Origin of the sequence: Metabacillus endolithicus, assembly GCF_023078335.1 — a bacterium.
Taxonomy (GTDB): domain Bacteria; phylum Bacillota; class Bacilli; order Bacillales; family Bacillaceae; genus Metabacillus; species Metabacillus endolithicus.
The window spans coordinates 3,229,044-3,249,332 of sequence record NZ_CP095550.1 but is presented as its reverse complement, the minus strand read 5'-3'; the positions used below and the strand labels follow the sequence as shown (position 1 = coordinate 3,249,332).

17 protein-coding genes, 1 tRNA gene and 2 pseudogenes are annotated in these 20,289 nt (G+C 35.0%); 5 read left to right on the top strand and 15 right to left on the bottom strand.

Annotated elements, in window-relative coordinates:
* Positions 1 to 182 precede the first annotated feature (182 nt).
* The 3 genes and pseudogenes from trmL to queG form a co-directional block, all read right to left on the bottom strand.
* A complete protein-coding gene (gene trmL / locus MVE64_RS16735) occupies positions 183 to 680 on the bottom strand; it encodes a tRNA (uridine(34)/cytosine(34)/5-carboxymethylaminomethyluridine(34)-2'-O)-methyltransferase TrmL (protein ID WP_247347121.1) in 498 nt (165 codons plus the stop codon).
* Positions 681 to 736: 56 nt separating this feature from the next.
* Positions 737 to 1,638 (bottom strand): annotated as a pseudogene (locus MVE64_RS16730) (amidase domain-containing protein).
* A 206-nt stretch (positions 1,639 to 1,844) separates the two neighbouring features.
* On the bottom strand, positions 1,845 to 2,984 hold the full coding sequence (gene queG, locus MVE64_RS16725; RefSeq protein WP_247339627.1) for a tRNA epoxyqueuosine(34) reductase QueG: 1,140 nt from the start codon (positions 2,982 to 2,984) through the stop codon (positions 1,845 to 1,847).
* 94 nt (positions 2,985 to 3,078) lie between these two features.
* On the opposite strand from queG, the gene MVE64_RS16720 reads away from it, so the two are divergent.
* Positions 3,079 to 3,744, top strand: a complete 666-nt coding sequence (locus MVE64_RS16720; RefSeq protein ID WP_247339625.1) for a B3/B4 domain-containing protein — start codon at positions 3,079 to 3,081, stop codon at positions 3,742 to 3,744.
* A gap of 124 nt (positions 3,745 to 3,868) precedes the next feature.
* On the opposite strand, the gene MVE64_RS16715 is transcribed toward MVE64_RS16720, so the two are convergent.
* Positions 3,869 to 3,942: transfer RNA gene (locus MVE64_RS16715), tRNA-Gly, on the bottom strand.
* A 318-nt stretch (positions 3,943 to 4,260) separates the two neighbouring features.
* Here MVE64_RS16715 and MVE64_RS16710 point away from each other — a divergent pair.
* On the top strand, positions 4,261 to 4,617 hold the full coding sequence (locus MVE64_RS16710) for a hypothetical protein (RefSeq protein WP_247339624.1): 357 nt from the start codon (positions 4,261 to 4,263) through the stop codon (positions 4,615 to 4,617).
* A 52-nt stretch (positions 4,618 to 4,669) separates the two neighbouring features.
* Here MVE64_RS16710 and MVE64_RS16705 read toward each other — a convergent pair whose 3' ends face one another.
* A complete protein-coding gene (locus MVE64_RS16705) occupies positions 4,670 to 4,942 on the bottom strand; it encodes a hypothetical protein (protein ID WP_247339623.1) in 273 nt (90 codons plus the stop codon).
* A gap of 189 nt (positions 4,943 to 5,131) precedes the next feature.
* On the opposite strand from MVE64_RS16705, the gene MVE64_RS16700 reads away from it, so the two are divergent.
* The 3 genes from MVE64_RS16700 (at position 5,132) to MVE64_RS16690 (ending at position 9,021) form a co-directional block, all read left to right on the top strand.
* Positions 5,132 to 6,373, top strand: a complete 1,242-nt coding sequence (locus tag MVE64_RS16700) for a two-component system sensor histidine kinase NtrB (RefSeq protein WP_247339621.1) — start codon at positions 5,132 to 5,134, stop codon at positions 6,371 to 6,373.
* A 147-nt stretch (positions 6,374 to 6,520) separates the two neighbouring features.
* Positions 6,521 to 7,417, top strand: coding sequence for a TetR/AcrR family transcriptional regulator (locus tag MVE64_RS16695; RefSeq protein WP_247339620.1), 897 nt, complete (start codon positions 6,521 to 6,523; stop codon positions 7,415 to 7,417).
* A complete protein-coding gene (locus tag MVE64_RS16690; RefSeq protein WP_247339617.1) occupies positions 7,417 to 9,021 on the top strand; it encodes an MDR family MFS transporter in 1,605 nt (534 codons plus the stop codon). Before MVE64_RS16695 ends, MVE64_RS16690 begins: the two co-directional genes overlap by 1 nt.
* 63 nt (positions 9,022 to 9,084) lie before the next feature.
* Here the strand turns inward: MVE64_RS16690 and MVE64_RS16685 are convergent, their stop codons facing one another.
* The 10 genes and pseudogenes from MVE64_RS16685 to xylB form a co-directional block, all read right to left on the bottom strand.
* Positions 9,085 to 9,921, bottom strand: a complete 837-nt coding sequence (locus MVE64_RS16685; protein WP_247339615.1) for an STAS domain-containing protein — start codon at positions 9,919 to 9,921, stop codon at positions 9,085 to 9,087.
* Between the two features lie 187 nt (positions 9,922 to 10,108).
* Positions 10,109 to 10,771 carry a hypothetical protein gene (locus MVE64_RS16680; protein WP_247339613.1) on the bottom strand — a complete coding sequence of 221 codons (663 nt, stop codon included), beginning with the start codon at positions 10,769 to 10,771 and terminating at the stop codon, positions 10,109 to 10,111.
* Between the two features lie 291 nt (positions 10,772 to 11,062).
* Entirely contained in the window at positions 11,063 to 11,959 is an 897-nt protein-coding gene (locus tag MVE64_RS16675; RefSeq protein ID WP_247339611.1) for a carbohydrate ABC transporter permease, read from the bottom strand.
* An 18-nt stretch (positions 11,960 to 11,977) separates the two neighbouring features.
* Positions 11,978 to 12,852 (bottom strand): annotated as a pseudogene (locus MVE64_RS16670) (carbohydrate ABC transporter permease).
* Between the two features lie 126 nt (positions 12,853 to 12,978).
* Entirely contained in the window at positions 12,979 to 14,274 is a 1,296-nt protein-coding gene (locus MVE64_RS16665; protein WP_247347116.1) for an extracellular solute-binding protein, read from the bottom strand.
* Positions 14,275 to 14,410: 136 nt separating this feature from the next.
* Entirely contained in the window at positions 14,411 to 15,196 is a 786-nt protein-coding gene (locus tag MVE64_RS16660; protein ID WP_247347107.1) for a response regulator transcription factor, read from the bottom strand.
* Complete coding sequence (locus tag MVE64_RS16655; RefSeq protein ID WP_247339609.1) at positions 15,196 to 16,953, bottom strand: sensor histidine kinase; 1,758 nt, start codon at positions 16,951 to 16,953, stop codon at positions 15,196 to 15,198. Before MVE64_RS16655 ends, MVE64_RS16660 begins: the two co-directional genes overlap by 1 nt.
* 223 nt (positions 16,954 to 17,176) lie before the next feature.
* Positions 17,177 to 17,788 (bottom strand): polysaccharide deacetylase family protein, encoded by a 612-nt coding sequence (locus MVE64_RS16650; RefSeq protein ID WP_247347101.1) that lies wholly within the window; start codon positions 17,786 to 17,788, stop codon positions 17,177 to 17,179.
* A gap of 63 nt (positions 17,789 to 17,851) precedes the next feature.
* Positions 17,852 to 18,508 (bottom strand): SGNH/GDSL hydrolase family protein, encoded by a 657-nt coding sequence (locus MVE64_RS16645; RefSeq protein ID WP_247339608.1) that lies wholly within the window; start codon positions 18,506 to 18,508, stop codon positions 17,852 to 17,854.
* A gap of 198 nt (positions 18,509 to 18,706) precedes the next feature.
* Positions 18,707 to 20,206 (bottom strand): xylulokinase, encoded by a 1,500-nt coding sequence (xylB, locus tag MVE64_RS16640; RefSeq protein ID WP_247339607.1) that lies wholly within the window; start codon positions 20,204 to 20,206, stop codon positions 18,707 to 18,709.
* Between the last annotated feature and the right edge of the window lie 83 nt (positions 20,207 to 20,289).

Sequence of the window (20,289 nt, the reverse complement as noted above, 5' to 3'; positions counted from 1 at the left end):
ATTCTCGGTGTTAGCTTAGCATTCTTAACAGCTATTTTTACAGCTGGATACGAAGGCAAGCCAGGCGTAAAAAAGTAAGTTGAATAAAAAAGAGGGTGACCCAAATGATATAGACCTTTTGATAAGATCTATACCGTTTGAGTCACCCTTTTTATTTGTTGTTTAACTCCTGCGCTTAGCCTTTAGTTATGAAAGTCCAACATTAGACCAGGATAATTCTGCTGTCTTAATGCTTCATAAATAAGAATAGCTGCAGTGTTAGATAAATTTAATGAACGCACATGCTCTGTCATTGGCAGACGTAAGCATTTATCCATATTGGATTGAATTAAATCCTTTGGCAAGCCCGTTGTTTCACGACCAAAAACGAAGAAATAGTCTTTGTTAAGATCACTGTAATCAAACGTAGTATGCGGCTGCTGGCCAAATTTTGTTAAAAAGAAAAATTCTCCTGATTTATATGTTTCAAATAATTCATCAAGAGAGTCATGATAGACAACATTTACAAACTCCCAATAATCCAGACCAGCTCTTTTCAGCATTTTATCATCTGTAGAAAATCCTAATGGACGAATTAAATGTAGAGTTGTGTTGGTCGCTGCACATGAACGTGCAATATTCCCTGTATTTGCAGGAATCTCTGGTTGATATAGTACAACATGTAAAGCCAATTTTTTCACCTCATCTGTTTCTATGAAAAATACTAACATTGATTTCAATAGCCATTATACCATTGTTACTTTGAACTAGTATCATCAAGTATTCGAAAAAAGCATACTTTATATTTGGTGTGTATGCAGTCGAGTCTTCATATGCCCAATAACGCATGCGGCTGTTATAAGTTTGTGCATTAACTAAAGGCATATTCTCGTCGTCTTTCGCTACGACAAACGTTGTATGATCAAAACGACCATCTCCTTGAAAATCATAGCAAATAACATCCCCAGGCATTAATTTATCCGGTGATTTTACTCGCTCTGCTCTTAAACCAGTTGTGGATTGAGATAAGAAATTCTTCATTGCATTCGCAACAGACCAGCTGTAACTCCAGTTATTGTTTTGCATCCACCACCCCGAAGAACGGTTAGGATATCCCCTCATCTGGGCTCCACCTGCATGCAAGCATTGTGAAATAAAGTTTGTGCAATTAACATCAAAGTTTTTATATTTAGGATTCGTACTATCCCACCAACGTTCAGCATATTGAACAGCCGCCATTCGGTCGTAACGATACGAAGAATCTTTATTTCTTTCATCATTGTCATCCATGATTTGAATACTGGATCTGTCATTGTCTCCTTCGTGATTCAACAATAGATCTTCAACAATTTCATCTTTATAAATACTAGCCTTTCGGTGTTCAATTCTTTCTTCAAGATAAAAAAAGTCATTTTGTTTATTAAGCCACTTCGAATGACATGTATACATTGCTTCTTTCAGGTCTGCTGTTCTTGTATCAATATTCGTAATATTTATTTTCGTACTGCCCTTAACGATTTCTGTATTTCTCTTTCCAGAAAATTCAAGTTTCCGTTGTATTGCCTGTAGTTCAGCATCATTTCTTTCGTTTTTTATATACTTAGCATTTATCAGCATTTGAAGTTTGGCTTCATTTAACTCAGAAATTAGCTGCTTCACGATTATCACCACCATAACGTATTTATTAAAACGTATGTAGAAGGTGTTTAGATTTAGTCATGTTATTTCGTTTTTATCTATGATTTTATGTAAAGCCAATTAACAAATAATGATACATTCATTGACCACGGATTCTTTCAATTAATCAAATCGAGGAACGAAAACATAAAAAGGCGGAGAATAGAACGCCGCCTTAAAACATCCTCTTATTTTTTTGTAAGAAGAAAGGACAAGCCCTTCGTGATTTCTTCTTTCACTTGTGAATCTTCTTCTTTTTCATATGCTTTTTGTAGCTCGTGTGCTGCTGAAACTTCCCCAATTTTTCCTATTGCCCATGCTGCAGTACCTCTAATCACAGGCCTTGAGTCTTCGTGCATCACTTTAATTAAATCATCTATCGCGGTTGTATCTTTAAAATGCGCAAGCGCCAGGATCGCATTTCTTTGAAGAGGCTTTTTGCCTCTCCATGAACCAGATATATGTCCAAATTTTTCTTTGAAGTCTCGATTACTTATTGTTAATATCGGCTTTAATTTTGGTTTTGCGATTTCAGGATCCGGCTCCATTTCTGGATGAAGGTGAAAGTCTTTTCCTTTATTAACAGGACAGACTGTTTGACACGTATCACAACCATAAATGCGATTTCCAATTTTCGTACGGTATTCTTCAGGCAGAAAACCTTTTGTTTGTGTTAAAAAAGCAATACATTTAGATGAATCAAGCTGACCACCTTGTACTAAAGCACCTGTTGGACAAACGTCGAGGCATTTTGTACATGAACCACATTGATCTTCCATTGGAGTATCTGGTTGAAATGGAAAGTTTGTAATCATTTCACCTAAATAAACGTAAGAACCAAACTCATGCGTGATAACAGAGCAGTTTTTCCCACTCCATCCAATACCTGCCCGTTCCGCAACTGCACGATCGGAAAGCTCACCTGTATCAACCATCGATTTCACTTGAATATCAGGTACTTTTTCTTTTAAAAACATTTCTAATTTATTTAACCTGTCACGCAACACATCATGGTAATCCTGTCCCCAGGAGGCACGACAAAAAATACCACGTCTTTCTTCTTTTGTACTTTTGGGAGCATTTTTCATTTTTGAAGGATAAGCAAGAGCAATGGAAATGATTGAACTTGCCTTGGGCAAAAGCTTAATAGGTGCAACACGTTTCTCAATATCTGACTCCTCAAAGCCAGATTGATAGCCAAGCTCCTTTTGTGTAATCAACCTTTGCTTTAGCTCTTCAAACATATTCGCGCTTGTAAATCCAATCTTATCGATGCCAATTGTTTTACTGTATTCAATAACTTCCCTCTTAAATTCTTCAATATTCATTGCTCTTCCCTCCTTTAAAGGTCACATATTCTAAGTTTTTTCTTCTATTATGGTAAAATAACACCACATTCAATGTTTGTGGAGGTATGAATTAATGGAAATTACCGTTCAAGGTCAGCTTAACCAACTTAACAAAGACTTTAAAATTGGTATTGTGGAATATCAGGATATTCATGTTGGTGATTCTCCTCAAATGCTTAAAGGAAGATTACAGCTTTTCCAAGAATCGCTTTATTTTGATTATGTTGATAAGAAAGTAACAGATATCCAAGCCATCCAAGAATGGCGACAACTATTTAAAACAATAGGAACAGACCCTAACCGATACCGCCCTTCAAGTGAAGCATTATATCGACGAGTTCAGAAACAGCAATATCTTCAACCCTTCAACTCTGCAGTAGACTTAAATAACTTTCTATCTCTGCAATATCAAATTCCCCTAGGGATTTATGATCAAGATAAGCTTACTGGGGATGTTAAAATCAAGATAGGTAGTGAAGAGGATATCTATCTTGCCATCAATGAACGTGAAGTTTCTTTTCATAACAAATTAGTTTCAGAGGATCATCAGGGTCCATTTGGCAGTCCTTATGTTGATTCAAAGAGAACCGCTGTAACATCTAACACAACAGAAGCTCTACATATTGTTTATTTAAACCCGTCTCTTTCTGAAGAAAAATCTTTAGAACTGTTACAAGCATTATCAAGTATGTTTACACAAATACATGGCGGAGACGCAACATATAAGATCATCAAGTAGCTCGAAGGATTTATCCTTCGAGTTACTTTCAATTATTCTAGAGCAAATTCAAGGACATAATAAAAAACGCAATGCATCGTTTATCTAAGAAACGAGACACTGCGTTGTAACCAATTATTATGTATGGAGCGGGTGAAGGGAATCGAACCCTCATCATCAGCTTGGAAGGCTGAGGTTTTACCACTAAACTACACCCGCGAATAAATATATTATAACAATAGTATTTACATGATGCAATACCTTTTTAAAAATAATGTCGAAGCATGTCGAACATTCTTCGTAATTTACTTTAACATTATATAATCTTTTAATATGATAATCAAGGCTTTTTATATTTTCAGCAGATGTTTTAGTAATTCTTTACGTGTGTGCCGCATTAAACCTAACATAAGAGAGTACATACATACTTCAATTCAATAGACAATCGCCTATTCTTGCTAAACATATTCCCAAGTGGCTAGGTAAACACATATAGTACAGAGAAACTGAAATAACATTTGGGAAGGATGAAATGAAATGAGACATAGAGATGCAAGATTTACAGATGGACGCTTTGGTTATCCAGGTGGATTTGGCAGTTTCACAGGCGGTTATGGTGCAGGTCCTGGTTACGGCGGTTATGGTGCAGGTTATGGTGCAGGTCCTGGATTCGGGGGTTATCCTGGTGCTGGATATGGAGGTTATGGCACTGGATTCGGAGGTTATCCTGGAGCTGGATACGGATACAGTGCTGGATATGGTCCTGGATTCGGAGGTTATGGCGCTGGTGGTGTAGGACCACTTACTACTGGACTTCTAGGTCTTGGTGCAGGGCTTCTTGGTGGAGCTGTACTTGATGACGGTCCTTTCGGCAGAGGATATTATCATTACTAAATATAGATAGTAAAGGGGCAACTAAAATGTTGCCCCTTTTTCAATCCATCTATCAGAAAAACCGAACGATACTTACAACTAACGCTCCGACACTTAATCCGGTACCAAGAATCCATTTAATTAATAATAAATGACTTTTATTGAGTTGACGTTCAATTTCTTCTTGTGTCGCAATATTTTTTTCAGCTAATAGACCATCAACAACAGCTCTTACGTCATTCTCATCTAAAGAATTCGAATGAAATTCTTCTATATGCTCTATTTGTTGTTCTAGCTCAAGAATTTTCATCTCAAGCTCATGCACCTTCTCCTCAACCTCTCCCATTTGTATGACCACCTTTAGAAAGTTTCCTTATTATCCTATTCAGCAAACAGTCAGTTCGAATGGGTGTTGATGCAATTGTTTAATCCCATGACAATAGGATTCGCTATGGGCAATAACTAACGATTGAAAAAATGAATAGGATATACTAACCTTATAATGATTGTAAATGAGTCAAACAAGGAGAAAAAAATGGTAGATAAGCATAACCGTGACCTCGAAATTGAAAAATTAAAAAACGAAAATGCTTTACTAAAAGAACTGCTAAGCGAACTTCCTTTTTCGTTTACATATGTAAATAAACAACATAGCAAGTTAGTTGCTAAAAAAGTTAACTCCAAACAAATACTTATTCAAAAAGCAAATACTAATTCACATACCCGTGATGAATTTATAATTTCAACCACTTACGATCAGTTTGCAGAAACTGAACTCTTCCTTTCCTCTATTTTTGATTTTGTTCCGCACCATATTGTTTTTGTTGATGGTGATGGACTCATAACGTTATGTAATCTCCAAACTGCTAAAGATCTAGGTGTAGACCGGGATCAAATAATTGGTAAACATATAAGAGAGCTCCTACAACTTCCAGACGAACAAATCGAACTACTTGAAACGTTACGAACAGGAATTGAAATGAAAGATAAAGAAGTATTAGATGTAAATTACGGGCTTATTAATACTCGTATTTTATGGAATACAGACGGGTCGATTAAACGAGTATTAGGTACTTTTTATTTTCTTAACGTCATAAAAGAAGCTGAGAAGCAAGCGCTTGCCGGAAGAATTGCTGCTGGCATAGCACATGAAATTAGAAATCCCCTTACAACAGTCAGAGGGTATTTACAATTGCTAAAAGATAAAACCAATACAGAAGTGTCACAACTATTCTCTGATATTCTCATTCCTGAGATAGATCGAGCAAATAAAATAATTAGTGACTTCTTGAGTATTGCAAAGCCTTCAGCTAGCTCTAAACAAATGATCAACCTGCATCAGTTTCTCAAAGAATATTTAGGGAAATTTCTAGAAAGTGAGGCATTACTATATAACACAAAGCTGGACTACACCCTTGATTCATTAACCAGAAAAGTGATGATAAAAGGAGATCAGGAGGAATTACTTCAAGTGTTTATGAATTTATTCATAAATGCTATTCAAGCTAGATCTGATCAACCTCTAATTATAACGATTGAAACTATTGTTGTTGATCATCATATTCAGATTTTGTTTCGTGATAATGGTAAAGGAATCTCACCTTCTCTTTTACCTCATATATTTGATCCATTTTTCTCTACAAAGGATGATGGCACTGGATTAGGCTTATCTGTGTCAAAGAAAATTATTGAAAGTCACGGTGGATCAATGAAAGTAACAAGTGACGAAACAGGATCAATATTTATCATCAGTTTTCCTTTTTCATTGGCAACATAACAGCGAGAATTCGCTGTTTTTTTATTAGCAATCATTAATTTCATATTTATTCTTGACTTAAGCTTGTCTCTACTCTAAAATTCACCATGAACTCATTAGTTTTCTATATAAACCATTCAGTTTTCTCTAAAAGGATGTGAGTAGATATTGGACGAAAAGAGGAAGCTATTAATCGATGCTGCAACTAAAATTTTTTCTAAAAAAGGCTATTTTTCAACATCAGTTCAAGAAATTGCGGAACAATGCTCAATGTCAAAAGCATCTTTATATAAGATGTTTTCATCTAAAGAAGAATTATTTATAGAGGTGTTTGAGTATCACCAAAATATGATGTTTAAAAAAGCATTTCGTTATTCCACTGATGAATCATTATCACCAAGAGATCTCTTACTCAAGCAATTAAGTACACAAATTGAAGACTTTATTGAGCGAAAAGATTTTATTCTCATGCAGTTAAAGGATGTGCCACTTTCTGAAAACAGTGACTTTAGATTATTAATGCAAAAGATGAGATTCAGAATTACACAGTGGCAAAAGGAGTGCCTTCTGCAGGCATATGGGAATCATATTAATCTATATTGCTGGGACCTAACTATAACTTTACAAGGATTAATAAAGGAGTTTCTCTCCATCCTTGCCAATAAAAATGAAAAAGTTAACGTTCTAGCTATATCAACCTATATAGTTGATCGTTTAGATTCAATAGTAAATGATTTGTTAACCACTAGACCTGATCCACTTTTAACAGAGGAAAGAATTTTACACTTTTTAAACCTTACTAATAGTTCCTCTATCTCTAAAACGGATGAGATTGCCAAACAATTTTTAATTATCGAACAATACATAAGTAACTATAACAATGAAGAAACAAAAAATAATCTTTCTTCATCTCTTAATCTGTTAAAAGATGAATTAAAGGCCCAAAAGCCTCGAAGCTTTTTAATTGATGTTCTTTTACATTACTTTGAAAAGGAAGTAGGTCTAACTCAAACCACAATAAAGCTTCGCTCACTTATAACTGAGTTGTATACAGGAGGTAACTAATGGAACACTTAGAAAACAGACAAAAAGTTATGATTATGATTGCCATTATGTCAGCCATGTTTTTTGCTGCAGTTAACATGACAATCGTAGGTACTGCTTTACCAAAAATCGTCTCTCAAATAGGCGGAATGGAATACTTTGACTGGGTATTTACCGTCTATATGTTAACATCTACAATCACTGCTATGTTAGTTGGTAAATTGTCTGATATATACGGTAGAAAAATATTTATACTAATTGGTATAACCATCTTTATGATTGGTGCTTTTTTATGCGGAACTGCAGATGATATTGTTCAATTAATCTTATACCGCGGGCTTCAAGGCTTTGGTGGCGGGATGATTATGTCTTGTGCATTCACAACTGTTGGAGATTTGTTCGCCCCTCGTGAACGCGGGAGATGGCAAGGACTTCTTGGTGGCGTATTCGGACTTTCAAGTTTATTCGGTCCAACACTCGGTGGATATATTGTTGATAACTTTGACTGGCACTGGATTTTCTGGGTATTCCTCCCGATCGGATTTTTTGCCTTTGCTTTAATATTTAAATTATATCCATCTCAAAAAGCAAAAGAGAGAGAATCAATCGACTTTCTTGGTTCGATTGCATTAACAATTACAATCGTTTCATTATTACTAGGGTTTACCTGGGCAGGAGATAAATATGAATGGGCTTCTTTTGAAATTATTGGCTTATTTTCACTTACAATCTTATCTCTAATTGCCTTTATCATGATTGAACTAAGAGTTAAAAGTCCTGTTCTTCCTCTTTACTTGTTTAAAAACAGTGTTTTCTCTGTATCTAATATAGCGGGAATGCTGATGGGAATGGGAATGTTCGGTACAATTATGTATGTTCCATTCTACGTTCAAGGAGTTCAAGGGGAGTCAGCGACAGTCTCTGGATTAGTTGAAATGGTCATGACCATTTCAATGGTTACCTCGAGTATTATTGTAGGTAACTTAATTACGAAGACAGGAAAATATAAAATTTTTGCCCTTCTTGGATTAATCATTATGGCAGTAGGACTTGTGTTAAATTCTACACTTGAAGTTGAATCAACTCTCACACGATTAATTCTTCAATTAATTGTTGTAGGAATTGGACTTGGCGTCAATATGCCTGTGTTTAATATCACTGTTCAGAATGCTGTAAGTCATAAGTACCTTGGTGTTGCAACATCAGCGATGCAAACATTCAGACAAATAGGGGGTACAATTGGGGTTGCTTTGTTAGGATCTGTTATGGGAAATAAAATGGCAGATGAGTTAGCGAGTACTCAAGGAGAAGGTGTTCCTGCCCCACCCCCTGAAATGGCTGAAAACATGGCACAATTACAAAATCCACAAGTATTAATGGATACAGAACAATTAGAAGCCATTCGCTCAGAATTACCTGCAGAAATGACGCCTTTCTTTGACCAGTTTATCCAGCTATTAAAAGAAGCTTTAAATACTTCTTTAACAACTGTATTTATCGTATCTGCTGGTATTGTTTCATTGGCATTCATTGTCACTCTTTTCCTAAAAGAGATTCCATTGAGAACAACAAATAACGATGATGAAACAGAAGATCAAAAGAAAGAATTTGTGGCTAATCATTAATACAAATTGAAATATGGTCTAATTAGAGGATGAGCTTAATTGCTCATCCTCTTTCTTATCATTTCAGGATTTTGTAATACCAAGTTCATTTAGTGCCTGCATCATTGTGGCCCTAGTCTTAATCTCTCCAAAATGAATACCAAGCTTTACAACAGTTTGAGCAATTTCCGGGCGAATTCCCGTTATGATAACTTCTACACCTGTTAATTGTAATGCTTTTACAACTTGAAATAATTGATTGGCAACCATTGTATCAATAATCGGCACACCAGACACATCTAAAATCAGATAAGACACACCTAATCTAACAGATTCATGTAATGAGATATCCATAATCAATTTTGCACGATGTGTATCTACTGCCCCAACTATAGGAAGCACTACAATACCTTTTACAATAGGAACTACAGGTACAGAGAGTTCCTCAAGTGCTGTATAAGCCACCTCCATTAACTTCTGGTTATGTTTCTCAAATTCCTCACCAATAATTTCGCAGACTAAATCTAATAACGGATCAATAATTTTAGAAACATCAAGCATCGTAATAGGAGCAAATTCCCTTTTATTCAACTCTTCAGTAAAAGCATCCCAGATAACAGTTCGATATAAATAAATCCCTCTTAATGTGCTGCTTAAAGAAATATTATCCCTTATCGCAATTTGTGCAGCCTCTCTTCCCCAACAGATCACCTTTTCTCGTATCTCATCAAGGTTACCATAAAGAGCCTCACCAAAATAACGAATGAGAATGGCTCTATATTTGATACGTTCTGCTATTGGCAACTTCGATAATTCAATCTGCTTCATAAGAATGGAATCCTTTTGAAACACAACTTTTTTAGCAAGTTCTAAGTCATTCTCAACAATTTTTTGCCCTATGTATTTTAATTCTTCCTTCATGACTTTAGATCTCCTTAAAAACTTAGTTTTTTCTGCGCATATCTATAATGAATGTCATACTTTCAAATACAAAGTATATGATTAAACCCCTTACAAAAGAAGAGTAAAAAATAAAGCTTCAATCCCAACCATGAAGCTTTATTTTCTTTATTAGCTGTTGTTTGTTTATAAGAGTCTTTAATACGTATTACTCTGTAGTTTGTTCATCCTCAGCCTCTAACGCTGATTCGATTTCTACCTGTAATTCTGCTTCACTTTTTACTTCCTTCTGCTCTTCTTCCACTTCGCTAAATACCTGTGACCAATCATTTTCTGGATCAAACATACCTTCTTCCAGTTTATAATCATTTAATTCACCATTTAGCTCATATAAAATCCTATAAACGTGGTATATATTTTTCTGACTTTCAGATTGACTATATGCCTGATTTATTCTAATTAATACTTGTAGCAAATCTTGAGCAACAGCATTACTGGAATCTAATTGTTCAGGCAATAATTCATCAATTTCTGAAACTCGTTCTTGTAGTTCATTCTTAACACTCTCTGTAACCCAATCTTCCGAATACTGATCTTTAGGGCCATTTTGTCTAGACTGAACAAAAAAATGACCATTAACAATTGATTGAAAATAAGAAAATTGATTTTCAACTAATTCTCTAGCCTGTTGATCAAATTCACTATTTTTTTCAGTTTCATCTGTATCAGTTGATTTTTTCTCCTCAACTGAACTGCTTGAAAAAGAACTACTGACACGATCATTTCTATTAGATTCAATATAATTTAAAAGGAAAATACTTATTCCAATAATGAAAATACCAATTAAAATATATAACCTTTTCTTCTTCAATTTAAACTTCCTTTCTATGACTCTTCGTATATCGTAATATATTTATAGGGAAAATAATACATAATTTTGTAGCAGTCTAATATTTTCCAATTATACATTAAACCTATATGTATAGTACATCATGTCCATAATAGTTCTCCATAGCTTTTAAATGACCTGCCCCAAGAATGTAGAATTCCTTTAACTTCATAAAAAAAGACCTCAACATATCTGTTGAAGCCTTAGTGAAATCTTTCATTGATTTACTTTGGGTAAAAAAAGGCCAACTCTTGTTGCGAGTTAGCCCAACTATTAACCCTTTACAGATCCTGCAGCAATTCCTTCGACAATTCGATCACTTAGAATGAAATAAGCAATCAATACTGGGATGATACTGATCATTAATGTTGCACCAATTGCTCCCCAATCTGTTAAATATTGCCCAACAAAGTTGTTTACTCCAACTGTAATGGTTTTCCATTTATCAGAGCTTAAGAAAGTATTTACAAATACAAATTCGTTCCAGTTATAAATCATGTTAATAATGACAGTTGTTGAAAGAACAGGCACCGTCATTGGTAGTGTAATTTGGAAGAAGATTCTATGAATAGAACATCCATCCATAACAGCTGCTTCTTCAATCTCCCTAGGAATTGATCTATAAAAACCTGTTAAGATCATGATCGTAATTGGTAAATTAAATGCAACATACGACAAGATAATTGAAACTGGGTTATCAATTAGATTGACTGATTTAAAGATATTAAACAGTGGAATTAATGTTGAATGTAGCGGAATCATATATCCAGCCATAAACAAACCAAGCACTAATCCACTTAATTTCCAATACATTCTTGTAATAGCGAATGTTACAAAGCTAGCAAGAATAACAGTGATAATAACGGCTAAAACGGTGTATAGTACACTATTAAAAAAGTAAACATCAATATTACCTGTTGTCCAAGCCTTCGCATAGTTTCCCCATTGTGGATCTTGTGGCAGTGCAAATGGGGACATTCCAAATACCTCTTGATTTGTTTTTAATGAAAACATAAATAGCCAAACTAACGGATACACTTGGACTATCGCTATAATTCCTAGAATTAAGTAAAGAATTCCATACCCAACTCTTCTTCCAAGTGATTTATTTGTTTTATAATTAGCAGATAGGGTCGTATTTTTTTGTGTTTCATTTAAAACATTTGACATCGTTATTACTCCCCTTTCCTAGTATATATCTTCTTTTGAAGTAATTAATTTTTGAATCAACCATGTCATCACAAGACAGATAATTAATAAACCAAATCCAATCGCACTTCCGTAGCCAAAGTTATATTTACTAAATGCTTCCTTATACATATAGGATGCCATAACCTCACTGGCACCGTTTGGTCCACCGCCAGTTAATACAAAGATTAAATCAAAGTATTTTAAAGAACCAACGATTGCTAAAATGACCATTACCTTAATAACACCTGAAATTAATGGCACTTTGATTTTATAAGCAATTTGAATTGGTGTAGCTCCATCAATTTTAGCTGCCTCAATAAGTTCCTCTGGAACGTTTTTCAATGCTGCGTAGAAGATAATGATATAAAATCCTGCATATTGCCAAACTATCGGAATAAAGAGTGCATATAAAACAATGTTCGCATCCGCTAACCATATTGGTGGATTATCCACACCTATCATGACTAATAATCTATTAATCATTCCATTTGTTGGATCAAACATCTTTGCCCATAATTGTCCAATTGCAACAGAAGATAACAACATTGGAATAAGGTAGATCTTTCTTAAAAAGTTAGCTCCTTTAATTTTACTTGCTAAAATAAGCGATAAAATTAAATAACCAACAAGGCTAATAGTAGAGAAGAGCCTAGTAAAATAGAATGCCAGGTACTTTGCCAGAACATTTTATCTTTTACTAATTCAATATAGTTGTCTAAACCAATAAATGTCATTCCACCTATGCCGTTCCAGTCCATAAGACCATAATAGCCAGTTAAAACAATTGGGATATAAATTAATAGAAGGATAAGCAGTAAAGCAGGAAGTACATAAAGGCTGATTACTAATTTGTTCGACATTACATTTTTCATTTCTTATACTCCCTTCTTAATCAAATGTAGACTAAGTATTTTCAATAGGTTCGAGGGTTTGTAAAGATCGTTTCAAAACAGTAGAGGGCAATTCTCATGCCCTCTACTTCAATTCAATGATTCGGATTATTTTTGCTCTTTCGCAAGCTCATCCGCATGTTGTTTAACAAATTCTTCCGGAGTTACTTGTTTTCCAAATAGAGCAGTTACTAAATCATGGTGTAGTTCAGACACAGCTGGGCTTGATTGAGTATCAAAATATGTTGTAACATTTGATGCTTCGCTTAAATCTTTTAAGATGTCAATATACATTGGAGCAAGATCTAAACTAGATGTATCAACTTTTGTTGCAGGAATAACACCAGCATCTGTTACAGCTTTTTCTCCCCATTTTTCAACTAAGAATGCAGTGAAGTCTTTTGCTTCTTCTTGAACCTTAGAATCTTTTGCTACGAATAATCCAACACCAGGACCACCTACATAGCTATTAATTTCAGTTCCTTTACCACCTTCATAAGTTGGGAACTTGAAGTAGCCAATTTTATCTTTAAACTCTTGAGCTACATCTGGGCTAGTTGTATAGTTTGGTAATTCCCAAGTAGCTGTTAAGAACATTGCTGCTTGTTCGTTCATGAAATAACCTTTTGCATCATCATTTGATAACGCACTAGCACCTTTTACGAATCCACCCATATCTACAAGGTTTTGAATTTCTTCTGCTGCTTTAACAATTGAAGGATCATCAAATTTTGCTTTTCCATCAATAACATCAGTTAAGATTGTCGAACCACCAATGCGGTCTGCCATATACATAAACCAGAATGATGCTGGCCAACCATCTTTTGCACCTACAGTAGTAGGAGTAACTCCATTATCAGCTAATGTTTTTACAACATTCTTGTATTCTTCAAAAGTTGTTGGAACTTCTAGGTTGTACTTTTCAAAGATTTCCTTGTTATAGAAAACATATGAAATATTTAATTCTAAAGGAAGACCATAAGTTTTTCCGTCAACTGCGTATGATTCTTTTACACCTGGGATAAAAGCATCTTTAAGATTACTGCTATCAACGATATCGTCTAGTGGAGCTAACATATCACCTTCTACATAAGGTTGAATGAATCCATCAGACCAAGTCATACCGATATCTGGTAACTCATTTGATGAAGCAAGAACTTTAAGCTTTTCTCTGTATTGATCAGGATTTAAAATTTCTGTTTCAATTTTAACGTCATGTTCACTTTCATATTCAGTAATAATATCTTTTACAATTGAAAACTGAGCATTTGAACTTCCTTCTGGCCATAAATGCATAAATTTAATTACTTTCTTTTCATCTGCACTACCACTACCACCTTCTTCTGAAGAACTTGAGGAAGAACAACCTGCAAGTGCTAAAGAAACAAGCATAAGAACAGACATAACAACTGCAACCGCTTTCTTTTTAAACAAACTAATTACCCCCTATGACTTTAGTTTTATTTACCTTACATTTATAGTGTACAGTCAGATCATTCTGAAAAATAGGTCACAACGATTAGGAAAAATACCACTATTTTTAGAAAGTTCTTTCATTGTTGTTTTTTCGGTATGCACTGGGTGTCATACCTTCAAGTTCCTTGAATATCTTAATAAAGTATTTCGGGGTTTTATACCCAGATTCTTCTGCAATATCATAGATAGGTAAATTGGTAGAAATTAATAATTCCTTTGCTCGTTGAATTCTTCTTCTCGTGACATATTCACTAAATGTGAACTTAACATGCTCTTTAAACAAAACACTCAAATAGCTTGGATTTAAATGAACATGATCCGCTACTTCCTTTTGAGATAATTCATTTTTCAAGTTTTGATTGATATACTCAATTGCCTCCCTAATTGCTTCAGGATTTGTTGAGTTTTGAGTATCCGCAGTAACAAGCTTTTTATCCACTACTTTTTCAATCATTCCTGCTCGTTCCTGCTTTTCAACTGTCTGTACAGCATCCTCAACAGCCTCAATTAAAGCTTTTTTACTAATTGGTTTTAGCAGATAATTAATAACCCCTAAACGAAGGGCTTCCTGGGCATATTTAAATTCAGAATACGCTGAAATCACAATGATAACAGGATGGATATCCTGTTCTTTTGCAATTTGAAGTAATTCTAAGCCTGTTATTTCTGGCATTTGGATATCGGTAATAAGAATATGAACCCGTTGATTTGTCATAATCCCAATTGCCTCTTCCCCGTTAGAAGCTGTTAACACATGATAGTTTCCATTTGCCCAAGCATTTAAATTCTTCTGTAGCCCAAGACGTGTTCTAGGTTCGTCATCCACAATTAGAATTGTCTTTGAATGAATCATCGTACTTCCTCCCCGTTAACAGGTATGATAAATGAAACCCTTGTCCCAGTATCTTCCTCACTCGTTATGGTAAGTCCACTTTTTAAACGATCTTGATAATATAATTCAAGGCGTTTGTGTACATTAGAAATAGCAATTCCTGTCCCCTTTTTAATCGAAGAAACCCCTCCTAATTGCATGGTACGTTTAATGGCAGCCAGGTTTTCTTTGTTTATTCCCGAACCATCATCCTCCACAAGAATTTGAAGGTATTCCTTGTCCTCCATTGGTTGTACAGAAACCGATATCGTACAAGGATCTAGCTTATTTCCTGCCCCATGTAACACAGCGTTCTCAACTAAAGGTTGAATCAATAGCTTTGGTATTTTCACCTGCTCAAGCTCTCTCGGGATTGTCAGAATCCACTTTACATGGTCTCCAAAGCGCATTTTCATAATTTCCATGTAGTTTTCAATATGCTGAAGTTCTTCTTTCATTGTTACCCAATCTCCATCTGTTTGTTTTGTGATGGTATATCGAAACAATTCAGACATAGCAACAACAAACTCAGCCAAATCTTCCTGCTCTTTATCCTCAAGCTCCCACTTCAGAGCATCCAAGGTATTGAAAAGGAAATGTGGATTTATTTGGGCTTGTAATGCCTTTAATTCGCTTCGACTTCGGGTAATTTCTTTTTGATAAACCATTTTAATAAGATGATTTGTTTCTTTAACAAGTTGATTATACGTACTATTTAGTTCATTTATTTCATTTACGGTCGTTACACTAGGATTCATCGTCAGAGATCCTGAGCTTGCCTGCTGCATGGTTTTTGTTAGTTTAATAATAGGACTTGTAATAAACGTTGATAGAAATAAGGAGCTGATAAAAAAGATAATAAATCCAATCACCCCAGAAATGATAATCCCTGTGCGCAACACACTGATACCCTCAGTTAAAGCTTTAATAGGTGTTAAAATAACTAGTGTCCAGCCAGTTTCATTAGATGTCTGCTTTGTTACCATATATTCCTGGTTTTCTAAAGTGATCGTTGGATCGTTATTCTTTATAATCGGATTAATAGAATGTTCGTAGTTTGAAAGAATAGGCTTTAAGGCTTGATCTAATAGAATTGAGTATTGGTTGGATTGATTTGACTTATCTTGATTAGCAAATTCAAAATAATCCCGATAGATACTAATGAGTAAATAACCACCATTTGCATAGTCTTTTCCCATAAGATTCACTCTTCTTAGAGCGAGAATATTATCAGAATTACTTGGGTCATCACCTATCCATACTAATCCCCCGTTAGCATCATTTGCTTGATTTATCCATCTTGCATCAATTCTAGAAAATAAAGTGGCATTATCTTTTGGTATTGGTAATAAACTTTTTAAATCACTTGTATATAGTTCAAAAGAAAAGATCCCATCTGTATTTGCTTGAATCGTGTTAACAATCCCTTCTACTTGTTGCCGCTCAGTAAAAGAAATTTCTTCCCCTTCAAAACTCTTCGTCAAAATCCTTTGTATATTATAATTTGTCATAACAAATTTAGAGGCTGTACTTATCTGTTTATATAAAGATTCTAATCTCCCATTTGCCTCAGATACTGTTTGGTGAATTTGTTTATCAGCATTATTTTTTAATAAAGTGGAAACCTGATTAAATGTTAAAAGACTAACAATCAATAACACCACAGCCATAACTGCTAAAAAGACAACTAATATTTGATTTCGTAACGTATTCCATTTTTTTAACTTTGTGAACATAATTGAATCGTCCTTTGTTTTAGATCATTTTAATAACTATAACTCATTTTTATGAAAACGTTAACATATTCTTAAAATACTAAAATTATATATTAGTTTTATTCGATTATCTGAATTACTTCTAGTTTTTTCTATACTATATAAATATATTCGTTCTGTAACAGTTGCTATGTTCACTATATTACAAAAATGGATAGTAGCCGAAAGGGAATTGATTTCTTTTTTACTCTGCATATGAGTGGCTTAATAACTCACTAACCGTAACAAGCTTATATCCCTGAGACGTTAGTTCAGAAACAAGTATACGTACCGCTTCTACCGTTTGTGAACGATCTCCGTACCCATCATGAAAAATAAGAATGCTACCATTTTTCACACAATGCCTTGTTTTCTCTAAAATAAAGTCTACACCGGGCATTTCCCAATCTTTCGCTTCCATATTTAAAGCTCCAATCATTGGATATCCCATCTGATTTAAAACAAATACAGTTTCATCATTGAAATCCAGGTAAGGAGGCCGAAAAACAACAGGCTTATGCCCAACTAATTCCTCTATCAATATCTTGGTTCGTTCAATCTCTCCAAAGCAATCCTCACAACTTAATTGTGATAATTTAGGATGTGTGTATGTATGGTTACCTATTTCATGTCCAAGTTCAAAAGCCTTCTTCACAAGTTCTGGACACTTCTCTATTTGCTCACCAATCATAAAGAAGGTTGCTTTCCCATCTACTTCCGAAAAAATGTCTAGTACTTGTGGAGTAAAGAATGGGTTTGGTCCATCGTCAAATGTAATAGCAATTAGCTTTTCCGATGTACATACCTCGTTAAACATTAATTTTCCAGTCAATTACGTCCCCTCCTTCTGATTTGAAAGTTACTGTTATACATACAGCTACTAATGTTGGTTCCAATCAAAATCTATTGCTTTTAAAAATGCACGGGTAAGAACCATATGACCTGCAGCAGAAGGATGAACTCGATCCCAAGCCAGTGCTGCTGGATAAAGCTCTTTTAACACAACCTGAAAAGCCTCCTGTGTATTAACAAATAGACAGTTTGTTTCCTCAGCAACTGCCTTTACAACAAGACCGTATTGATCCATCATGTTCCTCATATGATCTTGCTCATTATTTTCAATATAAAAAGGTGTCATAAGGACAATGTCATTTACGTGAGCCTTGGTTTCTGTTACAAGTTTCCTAAGTGTATCTCCATATTCATCAAGATACACATGACCTTCCTTAATAAACGGTGTATCAAACTGACGCCATACATCATTAATCCCAATCATGATTACTAACCAATCAGGCTTTTGTTCAAGTACATCCTCCTGCCATCTGTTTTTAAGATCTCTTACTGTATTTCCGCTAATTCCTTTGTTAACGACTCGGATACCCAACTCCGGATAGACAGCCTGAAGTAGCCCATCAATATACGATACATAGCCTTTTCCAAGTGCATTAAACAATCCCTCACCTTCAGGCTTCACACGTTCACAATCTGTTATGGAATCACCAATAAATAGAAGTTTTTGATTTTGCTTAAGCTTCAATTTTTTCCCCTCCTAAAGATTTCCTATGAATGTAAAATAAGAAAAGCCTTCAAGTAAAAACTTGAGTGGCTTTTCATCTATTATTTTTTAGGAAACCATATTTTGTAATGACCACTTAAGGCTAGTATGTTAAAAAAGAAAGTAATCAGTACTGTTCTTTCAACAGTACAATTTGGTATGTTCCATCTCAGAACAAGATCACTTTCTAAACTCTCTTAACTGCTCATTCATTCCCTTAGTTTGAGTATAAACTTGTTGATACACTTTAAATAATTTCTGATAGACTTCTACATTTTCAGGAATAGGCTGATATGTTTTTAATGGTTGAATAAACTCTTCTGCACATTCTTTTAGAGATGAGTACCAACCACAACCATATGCTGCAAGCATGGCTGCTCCCATTCCTGGACCTTGTTCACTTGTTAACTTTTCAATTTTCGCATTAAAAATATCAGCCTGCATTTGCAACCATGTATCATTTTTTGCTCCACCACCGATGGAAATGATCGAATCAATATTCTTTCCACTGTTTCTAAAAATTTCAATCGATTCATTTAATGAAAACGTGATTCCCTCAAGTACAGCACGAACAAAATGTTTACGTTCATGAGCAGCATCGGCTCCAATAAAGCTCCCACGAATCGTTGAGTCAGCATGAGGAGTTCTTTCACCAACGATATATGGAGTAAACAACAGTCCATTACTTCCTGCTGGTACTTCATCAATTGCTTCTAAAAATTGTTCAAATGCTTCATTCTTTGCGAATGTATCTTTAAACCAGCTTAAACTATACCCTGCTGCAAGGGTAACTCCCATGGTATAATAGGCATTTTCCTCACCATGATTAAAGTAATGAACCTTTCCTTCAAAATCCAGATCGTTTCTCTCTTCATAAGAAAGCACTACACCAGATGTTCCGATGCTACACAAAGTTTTTCCTTCTGATAAAATCCCAGATCCAATTGCACCACAAGCATTATCTGCACCGCCAGCAAAAACCTTTGTTGTATCAGCTAGTCCTGTTTGTTGTGCATATTCTGCTGTTACAGTACCAACAAGAGCATGAGATTCCACTAACGGAGGACAGAAGTCGGCAGAAAGGTTAAATTTGTCTAATACTTCGCTGCTCCAACTGCGTTCTGCTACATTTAACAATAATGTTCCTGCAGCATCAGAGTATTCCATATGTAAAGCCCCTGTCATACGGAAACGGAGATAATCTTTCGGTAATAAAAATACACTAGAACGTTCAAAGTTCTCTGGTTCATTCTCTTTAACCCAAAGAATCTTCGGTAAAGTGAAGCCCTCTAACGCAGGATTTTTTGTTACTTCTAATAAACGTTCTGTCCCAACAGCTTCATAAATCTCTTGGCATTGTTTCGTTGTTCGTGTATCGTTCCATAAAATAGCGTTACGAACCACTTGATTCTCCTTATCAAGCAAAACAAGACCATGCATTTGCCCTGAAAAGCTAATTCCCTCGATATCATTTACATCCCCATCAAATTGATTGATCAGTTCAGCTAAACCAGCTCTTGTTTTATCCACCCATTCCTCAGGATCTTGTTCACTATAACCGGATTTTTCAATAATAAGAGGATATGACTTTGATACCTCTTGGCAAACTTCACCATTCTGATTTACTAGTAAAATTTTAACTGCACTTGTTCCAAGATCAACACCAATAACGTATTTCATCCAGTATCATCCTTTTCTATAAAAATGAGGATGGCTCATAAGTACCTGACCACCCACATATAAGGCTAAATATTAAGCCTTAT

Excerpts from the sequence above, each read along its gene's own strand:
- queG (WP_247339627.1), bottom strand. The coding sequence starts at position 2,984 with ATGAATATTGAAGAATTTAAGAGGGAAGTTATTGAATACAGTAAAACA.
- MVE64_RS16720 (WP_247339625.1), top strand. The coding sequence starts at position 3,079 with ATGGAAATTACCGTTCAAGGTCAGCTTAACCAACTTAACAAAGACTTT.
- MVE64_RS16710 (WP_247339624.1), top strand. The coding sequence starts at position 4,261 with ATGAGACATAGAGATGCAAGATTTACAGATGGACGCTTTGGTTATCCA.
- MVE64_RS16705 (WP_247339623.1), bottom strand. The coding sequence starts at position 4,942 with ATGGGAGAGGTTGAGGAGAAGGTGCATGAGCTTGAGATGAAAATTCTT.
- MVE64_RS16700 (WP_247339621.1), top strand. The coding sequence starts at position 5,132 with ATGGTAGATAAGCATAACCGTGACCTCGAAATTGAAAAATTAAAAAAC.
- MVE64_RS16690 (WP_247339617.1), top strand. The coding sequence starts at position 7,417 with ATGGAACACTTAGAAAACAGACAAAAAGTTATGATTATGATTGCCATT.
- MVE64_RS16685 (WP_247339615.1), bottom strand. The coding sequence starts at position 9,921 with ATGAAGGAAGAATTAAAATACATAGGGCAAAAAATTGTTGAGAATGAC.
- MVE64_RS16675 (WP_247339611.1), bottom strand. The coding sequence starts at position 11,959 with ATGTCAAATGTTTTAAATGAAACACAAAAAAATACGACCCTATCTGCT.
- MVE64_RS16665 (WP_247347116.1), bottom strand. The coding sequence starts at position 14,274 with ATGTCTGTTCTTATGCTTGTTTCTTTAGCACTTGCAGGTTGTTCTTCC.
- MVE64_RS16655 (WP_247339609.1), bottom strand. The coding sequence starts at position 16,953 with ATGTTCACAAAGTTAAAAAAATGGAATACGTTACGAAATCAAATATTA.
- MVE64_RS16650 (WP_247347101.1), bottom strand. The coding sequence starts at position 17,788 with ATGTTTAACGAGGTATGTACATCGGAAAAGCTAATTGCTATTACATTT.
- xylB (WP_247339607.1), bottom strand. The coding sequence starts at position 20,206 with ATGAAATACGTTATTGGTGTTGATCTTGGAACAAGTGCAGTTAAAATT.